The sequence below is a fragment of the Pseudomonas argentinensis genome (assembly GCF_001839655.2).
GTDB classification, from domain to species: domain Bacteria; phylum Pseudomonadota; class Gammaproteobacteria; order Pseudomonadales; family Pseudomonadaceae; genus Aquipseudomonas; species Aquipseudomonas argentinensis_B.
In genome coordinates this window covers 249356-265617 of sequence record NZ_CP056087.1, presented here as the reverse complement: position 1 = coordinate 265617, position 16262 = coordinate 249356, and the positions used below count along the sequence as shown (strand labels likewise).

Here is a 16262-nt window from a genome sequence, read left to right as displayed (position 1 = left end):
TATCTGTCGTCAGGGGCTGTCAGCGTTTCGGCACGGGTGTGCTGGGTTGCCGCGCAGTCTGCCGAGGCGATGGGCAAAAGTCTATGAAGCACTCCGCGCATTGAGCTTTTCGGCAATCTTGTCCATCAGCCGTTCGCCGATACGCGTGTCGAAGGCCGCATCGATCTCGCGAATGCAGGTCGGGCTGGTGACGTTGATCTCGGTGAGGCGGTCGCCGATCACGTCCAGGCCGACGAACAGCAGGCCGCGTTCGCGCAGGCTCGGGCCGACGGCGGCGGCGATCTCGCGATCGCGCTCGGTGAGCGGGCGGGCTTCGCCGCGGCCGCCGGCGGCCAGGTTGCCGCGGGTTTCGCCGCTGGCCGGAATGCGCGCCAGGCAGTAGGGCACCGGTTCACCGTCTATCATCAGAATACGCTTGTCGCCGTCGACGATGGCCGGCAGGTAACGCTGCGCCATGATCTGCTGGCTGCCGTGGGCGGTGAGGGCTTCGAGGATCACCGACAGGTTCGGGTCGCCCTCGCGGTGACGAAAGATCATCGATCCGCCCATTCCATCGAGGGGTTTGAGAATGATGTCACGGTGCTGTCGCGCAAAATCACGCAGAATGTCGGGTCTACGGCTGACGATGGTTTCCGGCGTGAACTCAGGAAAGCGCGTGGCAAAGAACTTCTCGTTGCAGTCGCGCAGGCTCTGGGGGCGGTTGACCACCAGGGTGCCGGCTTCCTCGGCCTGTTCGAGCAGGTAGGTTGAATAGACGAATTCGTTATCGAAGGGCGGATCCTTGCGCATCAGGATCACGTCGAGTTCGGCCAGGGGCATGTCCTGCTCGTCACCGAACTCGAACCAGTGCTGGGGATCGGCGAACACCGTGAGCGGGCGGGTACGGCCGCGGGCGACACCGGCGGCCTGGTAGAGGTCCTTCTGCTCCATATAGAAGAGGCTCCAGCCGCGCGCCTGGGCAGCCAGCAGCATGGCCAGCGAGCTGTCCTTCTTGTAGGCGATCTGTGCGATGGGATCCATGACGATGCCGAGCCGAACGCTCATTGAGGTATCTCCGTAGAGGGCGGTGCGATGCAGCCGCGAAGGTAGCAGGGATGGGCGCCAAGGGTGGCGCTGACGGGGCTGGTGGTCAAGGGCGACCAGGCCGATGGCTTGCATGTGGAGAGTGTGCTAAAAAGGCCCAGCGATGGGCCGGGCCCATTGGTTTCAGGGCCTCCGGCGCACTGGATATGGCGTAATACAACGACTCACCGAAGTGGTGGCAGGGCAGACATGGAACAGCATTCGGAAGGCTTGAGGGTGATGGTGATCGACGACTCGAAGACGATTCGTCGTACAGCGGAAACCCTGCTGAAAAAGGTGGGCTGTGACGTGATCACCGCTGTGGATGGCTTCGATGCCCTGGCGAAGATCGCCGACACCCATCCGAACATCATTTTCGTCGACATCATGATGCCGCGTCTCGATGGCTATCAGACCTGTGCGTTGATCAAGAACAACAGTGCCTTCAAGTCCACGCCCGTTATCATGCTGTCGTCCAAGGACGGCCTGTTCGACAAGGCCAAGGGGCGTATCGTCGGTTCTGATCAATACCTGACCAAGCCATTCAGCAAGGAAGAGCTGCTCGGCGCGATCAAGACCCACGTGCCGGAGTTTTCTCCGGTCGAGCAGGCGTCCTGACGCCCGGCTGTCGCTACAACCGCCTCTCTTCATGTATTGGGAAACATCATGGCTCGAATTCTGATTGTTGATGACTCGCCGACCGAAATGTACAAGCTGACCGCCATGCTGGAAAAACATGGCCATCAGGTACTCAAGGCCGAAAACGGCGCCGACGGCGTCGCCCTGGCGCGCCAGGAAAAACCCGATGTGGTGCTGATGGACATCGTCATGCCCGGGCTCAACGGCTTCCAGGCCACCCGGCAGCTGACCAAGGATGCCGAAACCAGCCACATCCCGGTGATCATCGTCACCACCAAGGATCAGGAAACCGACAAGGTCTGGGGCAAGCGCCAGGGCGCCAAGGACTACCTGACCAAGCCGGTGGACGAAGCTACGCTGCTGAAAACACTGAACGCGGTGCTCGCCGGCTGAGGCCGCGCAGCGCGACACGATAAAGAAGAAGGTCACGACAGGCATGTCAGAGACACGCAGCCCCTTTCAGATCCTTCTCGGCATCGAGCAGCGCTGCCGCGCATTGGCAGCGGGCTTGCCATCGCAGCAGGTGGCGGTGCAGACCTGGAGTGGCATTGGCTTTCGCATGGGCGAGCGATTTTTCGTCGCACCGATGGGTGAGGTCGGTGAGGTGTTGCACGAGCCACGGCATACCTTGCTGCCCGGCGTGAAAAGCTGGGTCAAGGGCGTGGCCAACGTGCGTGGACGATTGCTGCCGGTGATGGACCTGTGCGGCTTTTTCGGCGCTGAGCTGTCGCCCCTGCGCAAGCAGCGGCGGGTGCTGGTGGTCGATCATCAGGACATCTTCGCGGGCCTGACGGTCGACGAGGTGTTCGGCATGCAGCATTTTGCGGTGGATACCTTTTCCGAGCAGTTACCAGCGCTCGAGGCGTCCATCGCGCCATACATTCATGGTGTGTTCCAGCGCGAGCAGCCCTGGTTGGTGTTCAGCCCTCATGCGCTGGCCCAGGCCCCAGAGTTTGGCGACGTGGCATACAGATAGCTTTTCGGTGGGGGCGGCGCAGCCAGCCTTCTGACGTTAGATGGAATTCGAAGTGCGGTAGGGTCCAGGCGGGGGCCAGATAATGAAAAAAGTAATCTCCAACAACGTACTGGCGGGGACACGGGTCGGCGCACTCGTGGCGGGGCTGTTCGTCGTCCTGATCGTTTCGATCGTGATGCTGTTCGCCAACTTCGCGTACATGAATACGCAGGCTAACTACGACACCGAGTACCTCGGCCATGGGGGCGAGTTGCGCGTACTGTCCCAGCGTATCGCCAAGGACGCCACCGAATCCGCGGCGGGCAAGGCCGAAGCCTTCGCCCTGTTGCGCGATGCGCGCAACGACTTCCAGACGCGCTGGGCCTACCTGACCGATGGTAACGCGCAGACCGGCCTGCCCGCCGCGCCGGCCGCGGTGCAGGCGCAGATGGCCGCCGTGCAGCAGGACTGGGATGCCCTGCGGCAGAACGCCGACGCCATTCTGGCCAGCGAGCAGACCGTTCTGTCGCTGCACCAGGTGGCCGCCACCCTGGCCGAAACCATTCCGCAACTGCAGGTCGAGTACGAGGAAGTGGTCGACATCCTGCTGGAAAGCGGCGCACCCGCTGCCCAGGTATCGGTTGCCCAGCGTCAGTCGCTGCTGGCCGAACGTATTCTCGGCTCGGTGAACAAGGTGCTGGCCGGTGACCAGGATTCGGTGCAGGCCGCCGATATGTTCGGTCGCGACGCCAGTCTGTTCGGCCGCGTGCTCAGCGCCATGCAGGAAGGCAACGCGGCCATGGAGATCACCAAGGTCAGCGACCAGGAAGCCCTGGAGCGTCTGGCGGAGATTTCCGAGCTGTTCGAATTCATTTCCGGTTCCGTGGACGAGATTCTCGAAACCTCGCCGGAGCTGTTCCAGGTTCGTGAATCGGCCAACACCATCTTCACCGTTTCGCAGACCCTGCTCGACAAGGCCTCGGCCCTGTCCGAGGGCTTCGAGGGGCTGGCCTCGGGCCGCTCGCTGAACACCATCGCCGGTTACGTGCTGGGCGCCCTGGCGCTGGGTTCGATTCTGATCATCGGCCTGGTGATGGTGCAGGAGACCAACCGTCGACTGGCCGAAACCGCCGAGAAGAACGAACGTAACCAGACCGCGATTCTGCGTCTGCTCGATGAGATCGCCGACCTCGCCGACGGTGACCTGACGGTGGCCGCGACGGTAACCGAAGACTTCACCGGTGCCATCGCCGACTCCATCAACTACTCCATCGACCAGCTGCGCGACCTGGTCGCGACGATCAACATGACCGCCGTGCAGGTAGCCGGCGCCGCCCAGGAAACCCAGGCCACCGCCATGCACCTGGCCGAGGCATCCGAGCACCAGGCCCAGGAAATCGCCGGTGCCTCGGCGGCGATCAACGAAATGGCCGTGTCGATCGACCAGGTATCGGCGAACGCCTCGGAGTCCTCCGCGGTAGCGGAACGTTCCGTAGCCATCGCCAACAAGGGCAACGAAGTCGTACACAACACCATCACCGGCATGGACAACATCCGCGAGCAGATCCAGGACACCTCGAAGCGAATCAAGCGCCTCGGTGAATCGTCCCAGGAGATCGGTGACATCGTGAGCCTGATCAACGACATTGCCGACCAGACCAACATCCTCGCCCTGAACGCCGCGATCCAGGCCTCCATGGCCGGTGACGCCGGCCGCGGCTTCGCCGTGGTAGCGGACGAGGTACAGCGCCTCGCAGAACGTTCCTCGGGTGCGACCAAGCAGATCGAGGCACTGGTCAAGACCATTCAGACCGACACCAACGAAGCGGTTATCTCCATGGAACAGACCACCTCCGAGGTGGTACGTGGTGCACGCCTGGCGCAGGACGCGGGTGTGGCCCTGGAAGAGATCGAGAGGGTATCCAAGACCCTCGCCGCGCTCATCCAGAACATTTCCAACGCCGCGCGCCAGCAGGCATCGTCTGCCGGCCACATCTCCAACACCATGAACGTGATTCAGGAGATCACCTCGCAGACCTCGTCCGGTACCACCGCCACCGCCAAGAGCATTGGTAACCTGGCCAAGATGGCCAGTGAAATGCGCAACTCGGTGTCCGGTTTCACCCTGCCACACGACGGCGAGCAGGCGTGATTCTCTGCCGTCTGGCGCATTGAACGATGCACCAGGCGGCGGTCGCGTGCTCGAGCGAGGGTTTCATCATGCAGTCAGGCGTCTGGGCCTTGCAGCCAGTGGCGGACATGTCCGCCACGGAGTTCCGCGACTGGCAGCAGTTGCTGGAATCGCGCCTGGGCATGGTGGTCAACGAGCAGCGCCGGGTGTTTCTGCAGACCAACCTGAGCACGCGCATGCGCGAACTGGGCATCGCCGACTACGCCAGCTACTACCGGCAGGTCACCGATGGCCCGCGCGGCGCCGTGGAATGGGCGAACCTGCTGGATCGGCTGACCGTACAGGAAACCCGTTTCTACCGGCATCCGGCTTCGTTCGAGGTGTACCAGGCCTACGTCGCCCGCCGTGGCGAGCAGGGCCTGGACAAGCCACTGGCGATCTGGAGCGTGGGCTGCTCGAGTGGTGAAGAGGCCTACTCGCTGGCCATCGGTGCCAGCGAAGCGCTGGGGCCGCAGGGGCGATTCGGGGTCACCGGCACCGACATCAGCCGCAGCGCCCTGGCCAAGGCCCGGGAAGGCCTGTACGACGGACGCCGGCTGCAACCGCTGGATGAAGACCTGCGCGCGCGCTATTTCACGCGCCAGGGTGATGAACGCTTCAAGGTTTTGCCGGAACTGGCCGCACGGGTGTGCTGTGCCAGGCTCAACGTGCTGGAGTTGGACAAGGCGCCAATGACCGGCATGGACGTTATTTTTTGTCAGAACTTGCTGATCTATTTTCGCCGCTGGCGACGCCGCGAGATCCTCAACCGCCTGGCCGAGTGCCTGGCGCCGGGTGGCTTGCTGGTGATCGGGGTAGGCGAAGTGGTCGGCTGGCAGCACCCGGACATGCTTCCGGTGGCCGATGAGCGAGTGCTGGCGTATACCCGCAAGGGCTAAGAGACGGAGTGTGTATGGGTGATCGGCACGACTATGTCGCCCTGGAGTGGGTCAAGGGCGAAATCGCGGAAACCCTGAAGCAGGCGCGACAGGCACTGGAGGCGTTCGTCGAGAATCCGCAGGATTCGACGCGCATGCGTTTCTGCCAGACCTACGTGCATCAGGTACACGGCACCCTGCAGATGGTCGAGTTCTTCGGCGCGGCCTTGCTCGCCGAGGAGATGGAGCACCTGTCCCAGGCGCTGATCGACGGTCGTGTGGCCAACCAGGGCGAAGCGCTGGAAGTGCTGATGCAGGCCATCCTGCAACTGCCGGTGTACCTGGACCGCATCCAGACCGCGCGCCGCGACCTGCCCATGGTGGTGCTGCCGCTGCTCAACGACCTGCGCGCAGCGCGGGGAGAGAAGCTGCTGTCGGAAACCAGCCTGTTCGCTCCGGATCTGTCCACCCGTGCCGCGGCGCTGTCGCCCGAGTCGTTGACCCAACTGCGTACCGCCGAGCTGCCGACCTTGCTGCGCAAGCTGCGGCAGATGCTGCAGGTGGCCCTGGTCGGGGTCATTCGCCAGCAGGACATGGGCACCAATCTCGGCTACATGGCGCGGGTGTTCGCGCGCCTGGAAACCCTGTGCAAGCACTCGCCGCTGGAGTCGCTGTGGCAGATCGCCTCCGGCGTCGTCGAAGGCCTGTCCAACGGCAGCATCGCCAACGGCACCTCGGTGCGCACGCTGCTGCGCCAGGTCGACAAGGAGCTCAAGCGCCTGACCGAGCAGGGCGCCGACGGCATCAACCAGAGCGCCCCGGACGAACTCACCAAGAACCTGCTGTTCTACGTCGCCAAGGCCTCGCCGCAGTCGCCGCGCAACAGGGTGTTGCGCGAGCGCTACAACCTCGACGAAGCGCTGCCCGGCGAGGGTGTGGTCGACGAGGAGCGGGCCCGCCTGGCCGGCCCCGACCGCGATGCCATGCGCTCGGTGGTGGCCGCACTCTGTGAGGAGCTGGTGCGGGTCAAGGACAGCCTCGACCTGTTCGTGCGCAGCGACCGCGCCCAGGTCAACGAGCTGCAGGCGCTGCTGGTGCCGCTCAAGCAGATCGCCGACACCCTGGCGGTGCTCGGCTTCGCCCAGCCGCGCAAGGTCATCGTCGACCAGCTCGACGTGGTACGCGCCCTGACCGAAGGCGCCCAGTCGCCGAGCGACGCCGTGCTGATGGACGTCGCCGGTGCGCTGCTCTATGTCGAAGCGACGCTGACCGGCATGGTCGGCCAGAACGACGGCAACAAGCGCGAAGAAAGCCACCTGCCCACCACCGATGTCGGGCAGATCCACCAGTTGGTGATCAAGGAAGCGCGCAATGGCCTGGAGCAGGCCAAGGACGCGATCATCGAGTTCATCGCCTCGCAGTGGAATCACGATCACCTGGCCCGTGTGCCGGAACTGCTGACCCAGGTGCGTGGCGGCCTGGCGATGATTCCGCTGGAGCGTGCCGCGGCGCTGCTCAATGCCTGCAACCGCTATATCCAGGAACAGCTGCTGGCCCGCAAGGCGGTGCCGAACTGGCAGAACCTCGACACCCTGGCCGATGCCATCACCAGCGTCGAGTATTACCTGGAGCGGCTGTCCGACGACCACGCCACCCAGGGCGACCTGATTCTCGACGTTGCCGAGGAAAGCCTCGGCGCCCTGGGTTATCCGCTGCAGGAAAAACCCTCGATCCTCGATGCACCCGTCGAAGACGAGCCGGCGCCGCTGGACGATCCGCTGCACGATATCGACGTGCTGGCTGCTCCCGGTGTCGAAAGCGCCGAGACGGACGCAGCGGCGGCGCCGGTCGCTGATGAACTGCCCGTGCTGGACGAGCCCGCTTTCGAGCAACCGGAGCTGGCCAGTGAGCCAGTCGACCTGGCTACCGACGTGGCCGATAAGCACTGGCCCCAGGACGAACAAGCCTCCGAGCCTCTGGCTTCTCAGCCAGCCGACCTGCCTGAACTGCCCACCGAGGTGATCGAACCCGGTGAACAGGCCGCCGAGACCCTGGTAGAGAGCCGGGATGCGGAGACGATCGACAGCTGGTCGCTGACCGACGAGCAACCCCAGGCGCTGACGCCAGGGCAAGTCGATGCCGCGACTGATCCTTACGCACTGGACCTGAGCGAGCTGGACGACGACCCCTACGCCGATGCCAAGGCTGCCATGGCCGATGATGTCTGGTCGCTGGATGACAGCAATCTGCTGGAGGAAACCCCCGGCACCGCGCAGCAGGACGACGACATTCTGCTCTCCGCCGAGCCGCTGGAGCTTGGCGAACCCCAGGTGCTGCCGCTCGCCGAGCACCCCGCTTCCATCGCCGACGACACCTGGTCCTTCGACCTCGACGACCAGCCGGTCGCCTCGCCCGAGCCGCACGGCCGCGCCGAGGACGAGCTGTGGTCGCTCGACGAGCTGCGAAGCGATCTCGAGCCTGGCAACTCCGAACCAACGGCAGCCGAGCTGCCGGCCCTCGACCTGCCCTCCCAGGGCTTCGAAGAACAGCCGCTGGAACTCGAGTCGCTGGATCTGGAGGCGAGCGGGGAACCGCAGTGGAACGAAGTCGACCTGGACGACCTGCAGTTGCCGGAAGTCGAGCTGCCCGGTTTGCCCGAGGCGCCCGTGGTCGAGGAGCCAGTGGGCGAAAAGCCGATGTCCATGGCCGATGTGATGGCCGCACCGGTGCAGGCGATCAACCCGCCGGCGGCGGACGTGCCACCGAGCCTGCTGCCGCCGCCCGCCGATGAAGAACCCATCGACGAGGAGCTGCGCGAGGTCTTTATCGAGGAAGCCGGCGAGGTGCTGGAAACCATCGCCGAGTTCCTGCCGCGCTGGTGCGCCGATACCGAGGATCGCGAGGCGCTGATCGAGATCCGCCGCGCCTTCCACACCCTCAAGGGCAGTGGCCGCATGGTGCGCGCCCTGGTCATCGGCGAGCTGGCCTGGTCGATCGAGAACCTGCTCAATCGGGTGCTCGACCGCAGCATCCAGCCCGGTGACGAGGTCAAGCAGGTGATCAACCAGGTCGTCGCGCTGACGCCCGAGCTGGTCGACGAGTTCGCCGCCCAGGCCCAGCGCCAGCGTGATGACGTCGACCGCCTGGCGGCCGACGCCCATGCCCTGGCCAAGGGGCTGAACCTCCCAAAGCATGACGCCCCGGCTGCTGCGGTAGCCGAGCCCGCGGGCGAGATCGTGGCTGCCGCATCGGCCAATCAAGAACCAGCGAGTGAAGAGGCCGCTGGGCTGGATCCGCAGTTGCTGGAAATCTTTCGCAACGAGGCGGAAAACCACCTCGACACCCTGGCCGCCTTTCTCGACGACTGCGCCCGGGAAATGCCGCAGCCGGTGACCGATGACCTGCAGCGTGCCCTGCACACCCTCAAGGGCAGCGCCTATATGGCGGGCATCCTGCCGATGGCGGAAGTGGCCGCGCCGTTGGAGAAGATGGTCAAGGAGTTCAAGGTCAACCTGGTGCCCCTGGATCTGGCCGAAGCCGAGGTGCTGGTCGAGGCCCAGGCGCTGTTCCGTCAGGGCCTGGCCCAGCTGGAAAGCGACCCGCTGCGGCCGATTGCGGGTACCGAGGACTTTCTGGAGCGCGTGCAGCAGCTGCACCAGCAGCGCCTCGAACACGCCCAGAGCCAACGCCAGGACGAGCACGGCGAGAGCCGCGATCCGCAACTGATCAGCATCTTCCTGGCCGAGGGCATGGACATCCTGCTCGATGCCGAAGACCTGCTGCGCCGCTGGCGCGCCCAGCCGTCCGAGCGCCAGGAACTCAATACCCTGCTCGAAGAGCTGACCACCCTCGGGCGCGGCGCGGAAATGGCCGAACTGCCGCAGATCGACGAGCTGTGCGAAGCGCTGCTGGACGTCTACGGCGCCGTGGAAGACGGCAGCCTGGCGGTCAGCGAGCGCTTCTTCGATGAAGCCGAGCAGGCCCACGAAGCGCTGGTCAGCATGATGGACCAGGTGGCCGCCGGCCTCCAAGTCAGCGCCTGCCCCGAGCGCGTAGCCGCCTTGCGTGCGCTGTTCGACGAAGCGCTGGACCCGGCCAAGCTGGCACTTTTGTCGAGCGATGTACCGGGCCTGCAGGTGATCGAGCTGGAAGAAGCGACTCGCGCCCTGCAAGCGTCGGAAGTTGCTGAACAGCCACTCGGCGAGCCTGTCGAGGCCGCCGAGTCAGGCGACAACGAGCTAGAGTCGATCTTCCTCGAAGAGGCGGCCGATATCCTCGACAGCGCCGCCGGCAACCTGCAGCGCTGGCTGGCAGAGCCGGACAACCGCACGCTGCTGTCGTCGCTGCAACGGGACATGCACACCCTCAAGGGCGGCGCCAACATGGCCGGCGTGACACCGATCAGCGAACTGGCCCACGAACTGGAAGCCCTCTACGAAGGGCTGGTGGACCGCCGCTACGGCGTTTCCCCCTTCGCCACCGACAGCGTGCAACGGGGCCATGGGCTGCTCGGCGCCATGCTCGCCAACCTGCAGGCCCGCCAGCCGGCGCAGCCGGCCGACGAGCTGGTCGCCGCCATTCGCCAGTTCCGCCAGCGTGGTGGCCAGGACGAGCAACACGCCGAGCCTGACGCAGCGATGATGCCCGAGGCGGTCGACCCCGCGGATGCCTGGCCTGAGCCGGAGCCCGAACCGCCAGCCGCCGAGCCCATCGTGGCGCCAGCCGAGCCGCCGTTGGTGCACGCTGAACCGGCGCCGCAAGCGGCGGTGCACAGCGAGCGCGATCCCGAACTGGTCGAGATCTTTCTCGAGGAAGGCTTCGACATCATCGACAGCGCCGGCGCGGCCCTGACCCACTGGATGGACGATGTCGACAACAGCCTCGATCTGGAATCCCTGCAGCGTGACCTGCACACCCTCAAGGGTGGTGCGCGGATGGCCGAGATCCGCGAAATCGGCGATCTGGCCCACGAGCTGGAGTTCCTCTACGAGGATCTCGGCAACGGCCGCCTGCGCCCCAGTCCGATGCTGTTCGAACTGCTGCATGCCTGCCACGACCGTCTCGCCGAAATGCTCGACGCCGTGCGTTCGCAGCGCCAGGTGCCGAACGGCGACGAGCTGATCGAGACCATTCGCCGCCTGCGCGCCAACCCGGACGAGCAGCTGAGCATGCCGCGCGCGGTGCCCCTGAGCGCTGCGCCGCAAGAATCCTTCGACGCCGACGGCGATGACATCCTCGATATCTTCCTCGAGGAAGCCGACGACCTGCTCGAAGCCATGGAGGCTGGCATCGGTCGCTGGGAAGAGCGGCGTGAGGATGCCAGTTGCATCGACGACCTGCTGCGCATCCTGCACACCCTCAAGGGTGGCGCGCGGCTGGCCGGGCAGAAGCAGCTGGGTGACCAGAGTCACGACCTCGAGCAGCACCTGACCGAAGCCCAGACCCAGGGCGCGCCCTGGCCGGACAGCCTGTTCCTCGACGTGCAGTCCGGCTTCGAGGGCCTGCAGAAGAGTCTCGACGAGCTGCGTACGCGCCTGCTGCAACAACCCCAGGACGAGCGCCCGGCGGCCGAGCCGGAGCAGCCGGTGGCACGGGCGGTGACGTCCATCGTCGCCGCCAGCGAGCTGCCGACGGCCGCGGTGGAGAACCGCGTGCTGCCGTTCGTGCAGCGCGCCGAAGTGGCCGCCGAGGAGGCCGCCGCGCGGCGTGCCCCGCAGGAGTTGGTCAAGGTGCCCGCCGATCTGCTCGAGGGCTTGGTCAACCTGGCCGGTGAAACCTCGATCTTCCGCGGCCGCGTCGAGCAGCAGGTCAGCGATTTCGGCTTCACCCTCAGCGAGATGGAAGCCACCATCGACCGGGTGCGCGATCAGCTGCGCCGCCTGGATACCGAAACCCAGGCGCAGATCCTCAGCCGCTACCAGGCCGAGGCCGAGCGCGCCGGTTACGAAGAGTTCGACCCGCTGGAGATGGACCGCCACTCCCAACTGCAGCAGCTGTCGCGGGCCCTGTTCGAGTCGGCTTCCGACCTGCTGGACCTCAAGGAAACCCTGGCCTCGCGTAACCGCGATGCGGAAACCCTGTTGCTGCAACAGGCACGGGTCAACACCGAGCTGCAGGAAGGCCTGATGCGTACGCGCATGGTGCCCTTCGATCGCCTGGTGCCGCGCCTGCGCCGTATCGTGCGCCAAGTCGCCAGTGAGCTGGGCAAGCAGGTCGAGTTCACCGTCGGCAACGCCGATGGCGAGATGGATCGCACGGTGCTCGAGCGTATCGTCGCACCGCTGGAACACATGCTGCGCAACGCCGTCGACCATGGTATCGAAGGCGCTGCGGTGCGTAGCAAGGCCGGCAAACCGGAGCAGGGCAGCATTCGCCTGGAACTGGGCCGTGAAGGTGGCGACATCGTGTTGACGCTCAGCGACGACGGTGCCGGCATCAACCTCGATGCGGTGCGCCGCAAGGCCATCGAGCGCGGCCTGATGGACACTGGCGCCGACCTCAGCGAGCACGAGATTCTGCAGTTCATTCTCGAGGCCGGGTTCTCCACCGCCGAGAAGGTCACGCAGATTTCCGGGCGCGGCGTCGGCATGGACGTGGTCAACGCCGAGGTCAAGCAGCTCGGTGGCTCGATGAGCATCGACTCGGTCAGCGGCGAAGGCACCACCTTCCGTATTCGCCTGCCGTTCACCGTATCGGTCAACCGGGCGCTGATGGTGCTGTCCGGCGAAGACCTCTACGCCATTCCGCTCAACACCATCGAAGGCATCGTGCGCGTTTCGCCCTACGAGCTGGAAAGCTACTACGGCCCCGATGCGCCGCGCTTCGAATACGCCGGGCAAGCCTACGAACTGCGTTACCTGGGCGACCTGCTGAACAACGGCCAGCATCCCAAGCTGGTCGGCCAGAGCCTGCCGCTGCCGGTGATCCTGGTGCGTTCCAGCGAACACGCGGTGGCCGTGCAGGTGGATTCCCTGGCCGGCTCGCGGGAGATCGTGGTGAAGAGCCTCGGCCCGCAGTTCGCCACGGTGCCGGGCATTTCCGGGGCGACCATCCTCGGCGACGGCCGCGTGGTGGTGATTCTCGACTTGCTGGCGACCATCCGCGAGCTGCACGCCCACCTGCAGTATCAGGTACGGCCGCGGCTGTCGGCCGATGCCAGTGCCGTGGCAGAGGTCGAGGTCGAGCGCCCGACCCTGGTCATGGTGGTGGACGACTCGGTCACCGTACGCAAGGTCACCAGCCGCCTGCTGGAGCGCAACGGCATGAACGTGCTGACCGCCAAGGACGGTGTCGACGCCATCGCCCAGCTGCAGGAACATCGGCCCGACATCATGCTGCTGGACATCGAGATGCCGCGCATGGACGGCTTCGAGGTCGCCAACCTGATTCGCCACGACGAAGGCCTCAAGGACCTGCCGATCATCATGATCACCTCGCGTACCGGTGAGAAACACCGCGAGCGGGCGATGAGCATCGGCGTCAACGAGTACCTCGGCAAGCCGTACCAGGAGTCGCTGTTGCTCGGCTCCATCGAGAAATGGACCAAGCGCTCATGAGCCAATCCAGTGCAGCGCGTATCGCCGTGATCGCCGACACCTCGCTGCAGCGCCATGTGCTGCAGCAGGCCCTGAGCAGCAACGGTTATCAGGTGGTGCTCAACAGCGATCCGGGGCGCCTCGATGATGCAGCGCTGCAGGCCTGTGAAGCGGACCTGTGGTTGGTCGACCTGGTACAGTCCGATGACCTGCCGCTGATCGACACCCTGATGGCCGACGCCGAGGTACCCGTGCTGTTCGGCGAGGGCCATGCGCCGGAGCGCAGCTCCGAGCACTACCCGCGCTGGGAGCGCCGCCTGGTCGGCAAACTGAAGAAGCTGGTCGGCGATCCCGCCCTGGCCGCCGTGGATGGCGGCCTGGATGGCGTGCTGGCCGAGGCCCAGCGCCCCGGTCGCATCGAATTGCCGGCGCTGCTGGCCAACACGCCGCTGCAGGCTGGCGAGCCGGCCCGGCAGGTGTGGCTGCTGGCGGCCTCCCTGGGCGGGCCGGCGGCGGTGAAGGCGTTCCTCGACGCGCTGCCGGGCGGCCTGCCGGTGGCCTTCCTGTATGCCCAGCATATCGATCCCAGTTTCGAAGCCACACTGCCCCAGGCCGTGGGCCGCCACAGCCAGTGGCGGGTCGGCACCGTACGTGATGGCGATGCCCTGCGCTGCGGCGAAGTGGTGGTGGTGCCGATCAGCAACGAACTGACCTTTGCCGATGACGGTGCCATGCGTGTCGCCAATCGTCCCTGGCCGGAACCCTACAGCCCGTCGATCGACCAGATGATGCTCAACCTGGCCCAGCGCTACGCTGCCAACAGTGGCGTGATCGCTTTCAGTGGCATGGGCAGCGATGGCAGCGCCGCGGCTGCCTACGTGAAACGCCAGGGTGGCATCATCTGGACCCAGCGGGCCGAGAGTTGCGCCTGCTCGAGCATGCCCGACAGCCTGCGCGAGGGCGGCTATAGCAGCTTCACCGCCGATCCGCGGGAGCTGGCCGCGGCGCTGGTCGAGCACCTCGCCGAACAGTGCGCCGGTGATCGGCACTCTTCTCCTACCTCGTTCGCTGTCTGACAGGATGTTTTCATGAGCCAAGCCGTCGTTACCCAGAACAGCGTCAGCAGCCTGACCGGTCTGGTCGTGCCGCTGGCCGATCGCGCGCTGCTACTGCCCAACGTGGCGGTGGCCGAGCTGATTCCCTATCGTGCGCCACCGGCCATGGCCGGCATGCCGGACTGGTTCCTCGGTCAGGTGGCCTGGCGCGACCTGAGCCTGCCGCTGCTCAGTTTCGAGGCCGCAAGTGGCGGTCAGCCGGTAGTGGGCAGCGGCGCGCGCATCGCCATCCTCAATGCCCTGGGCGGCCGTGCCAACGTCAAGTTCATCGCCTTGCTGGTCCAGGGCATTCCCCGTTCCCTGCGGGTGAGCGAGGACCTGCCGCGGGCCGACGTGGCGCTGGCGCCCCTGGAACTGGCTGCCGTGAAGATGGATGACGCGGTACTGCGCGTTCCCGATCTGCAAGGGCTGGAGCAGTTGCTGGCCGATGCCGAGCTGATCTGACCGGCAGCCCGATAGGCTGCAATCGATAGCCGCCGCTGGCACTGTGTTGCGCAGTGCCAGGTTTCAGCTGCGCCGCGGCAGCATCGCCCCAGCACACCGTCGCGCAGCCGATAGTGGTGCCAGAGCGCCATGCAGGCGTGGCCCAGAATCAGCGCGAACAGCAGGTACTTGGTCGTCAGATGAAACTGGCGAGCCAGGGCGCGGGTGCTGTCGGAAACCGGCAACGGATCGATGGTCAGCAGCCAGAACAGCTCCACCGGGCGTTTGCCGAACAGCAGGCCGCTCAGCGGCATTGCCAGCAACAGCAGGTACAGGGTGCCATGGGCCAGCTTGGCCGCCGAGCGCTGCCAGCGGGCGCTGTCGGCCAGCAACTGGGGTGCGCCATGCCGAGCGCGTACCAGCAGGCGCAGCACGGTCAGCAGCAAAATGGTCAGGCCCAGGGATTTGTGCAGGGTGAACACCCCGCCGGTGCCGCCGAGCAGGTCAGCGACCAGATCCTGGGCATAGGGCAGTGACAGGGTGCAGATGACCAGCATGGCGCTGAGCCAGTGCAGCGCGATCTGGGTGCCCGAATAGCGGTCATTCATGGTTCGCTTCTCATCATGCCCGGCAGGCGCGGGGGCCACCTGCCGATGATAGCCAATTGGTCATGATCTACTCATGGCTTTGCGCGGCTCGCTGTCACGTCACCGACATGGCTCACCATCGATGGGTCAGAAATCGCCCCACAGGTGCTGGGCCAGGGCAAGGCCGGCAACCGGCGCGGTTTCGGTGCGCAATACCCGTGGCCCGAGGCGGGCGGCGTGAAAGCCGGCGCCCTTCGCCTGCTCGACCTCGGCATCGGCCAGGCCGCCCTCGGGGCCGATCAGGAAGGCCAGCGAAGCGGGTTTGGCATGGCTGCTCAGCGGCTCGGCAACGGGGTGCAGCACCAGCTTGAGATCCGCCTGGGTTTGCTGCAGCCAGTCGTTCAGCGCGATGGGCGGATGAATCACGGGAATCACCGAGCGGCCACATTGCTCGCAGGCACTGATCGCCACCTGGCGCCAGTGGGCCGTGCGTTTGTCGGTGCGTTCATCCTTCAGGCGCACCTCGCAGCGTGCGCTGACGATCGGGCTGATCTCCTGGGCGCCGAGCTCGGTGGCCTTCTGGATCGCCCAGTCCATGCGTTCACCGCGCGACAGACCCTGGCCCAGGTGGATGTGCAGCGGCGACTCGGGCTGCCCGGCGAATTGTTCGCGCAGCTCGACGCGCACGGTTCTCTTGCCCACCTCGACCAGCTCGCCGAGAAACTCCCTGCCACTGCCATCGAACAGCTGCACCGCATCGCCAGCGGCATGGCGCAGCACCCGGCCAATGTAATGGGCCTGGGCTTCGGGCAGTTGGTGCTGGCCGAGGGAGAGTGGAGCGTCGATAAAGAAACGGGAAAGGCGCATAAGGGCTTCGGGCTACAGGCGGCAGGCTTCA

Annotated in this window: 10 protein-coding genes and 1 pseudogene; 8 read left to right on the top strand and 3 right to left on the bottom strand. The window is 65.6% G+C overall.

What is annotated here, in order from left to right:
- Positions 1-81: 81 nt before the first annotated feature.
- Positions 82-1044: a glutathione synthase gene (gene gshB, locus SA190iCDA_RS01220; protein WP_070885872.1), complete on the bottom strand. Its 963-nt coding sequence runs from the start codon at positions 1042-1044 to the stop codon at positions 82-84.
- Positions 1045-1272: 228 nt separating this feature from the next.
- Here gshB and pilG point away from each other — a divergent pair, with 228 nt between their 5' ends.
- The 8 genes from pilG (at position 1273) to SA190iCDA_RS01180 (ending at position 14798) form a co-directional block, all read left to right on the top strand.
- A complete protein-coding gene (gene pilG / locus SA190iCDA_RS01215; RefSeq protein WP_070885873.1) occupies positions 1273-1680 on the top strand; it encodes a twitching motility response regulator PilG in 408 nt (135 codons plus the stop codon).
- 48 nt (positions 1681-1728) lie between these two features.
- Positions 1729-2094 (top strand): twitching motility response regulator PilH, encoded by a 366-nt coding sequence (pilH, locus tag SA190iCDA_RS01210; protein ID WP_013789448.1) that lies wholly within the window; start codon positions 1729-1731, stop codon positions 2092-2094.
- 43 nt (positions 2095-2137) lie between these two features.
- On the top strand, positions 2138-2677 hold the full coding sequence (locus SA190iCDA_RS01205; protein ID WP_070885874.1) for a chemotaxis protein CheW: 540 nt from the start codon (positions 2138-2140) through the stop codon (positions 2675-2677).
- Between the two features lie 82 nt (positions 2678-2759).
- The gene (locus SA190iCDA_RS01200; RefSeq protein ID WP_070885875.1) at positions 2760-4808 is read left to right on the top strand and encodes a methyl-accepting chemotaxis protein; all 2049 of its coding nucleotides are present in this window, start codon (positions 2760-2762) and stop codon (positions 4806-4808) included.
- Positions 4809-4876: 68 nt separating this feature from the next.
- Entirely contained in the window at positions 4877-5725 is an 849-nt protein-coding gene (locus tag SA190iCDA_RS01195; protein ID WP_070886184.1) for a CheR family methyltransferase, read from the top strand.
- Between the two features lie 14 nt (positions 5726-5739).
- Positions 5740-13260, top strand: a complete 7521-nt coding sequence (locus tag SA190iCDA_RS01190; RefSeq protein WP_070885876.1) for an Hpt domain-containing protein — start codon at positions 5740-5742, stop codon at positions 13258-13260.
- The gene (locus tag SA190iCDA_RS01185; protein WP_070886185.1) at positions 13257-14315 is read left to right on the top strand and encodes a chemotaxis protein CheB; all 1059 of its coding nucleotides are present in this window, start codon (positions 13257-13259) and stop codon (positions 14313-14315) included. The genes SA190iCDA_RS01190 and SA190iCDA_RS01185 overlap by 4 nt, the downstream gene beginning before the upstream one ends.
- Positions 14316-14327: 12 nt before the next feature.
- On the top strand, positions 14328-14798 hold the full coding sequence (locus SA190iCDA_RS01180; RefSeq protein WP_070885877.1) for a chemotaxis protein CheW: 471 nt from the start codon (positions 14328-14330) through the stop codon (positions 14796-14798).
- Between the two features lie 143 nt (positions 14799-14941).
- Here SA190iCDA_RS01180 and SA190iCDA_RS01175 read toward each other — a convergent pair.
- Together SA190iCDA_RS01175 and SA190iCDA_RS01170 are read right to left on the bottom strand one after the other, a co-directional pair.
- Positions 14942-15334: pseudogene (locus SA190iCDA_RS01175) on the bottom strand (cytochrome b/b6 domain-containing protein); the annotation flags it as partial.
- Positions 15335-15511: 177 nt separating this feature from the next.
- Positions 15512-16231, bottom strand: a complete 720-nt coding sequence (locus tag SA190iCDA_RS01170; protein ID WP_070885879.1) for a 16S rRNA (uracil(1498)-N(3))-methyltransferase — start codon at positions 16229-16231, stop codon at positions 15512-15514.
- Positions 16232-16262: the final 31 nt, after the last annotated feature.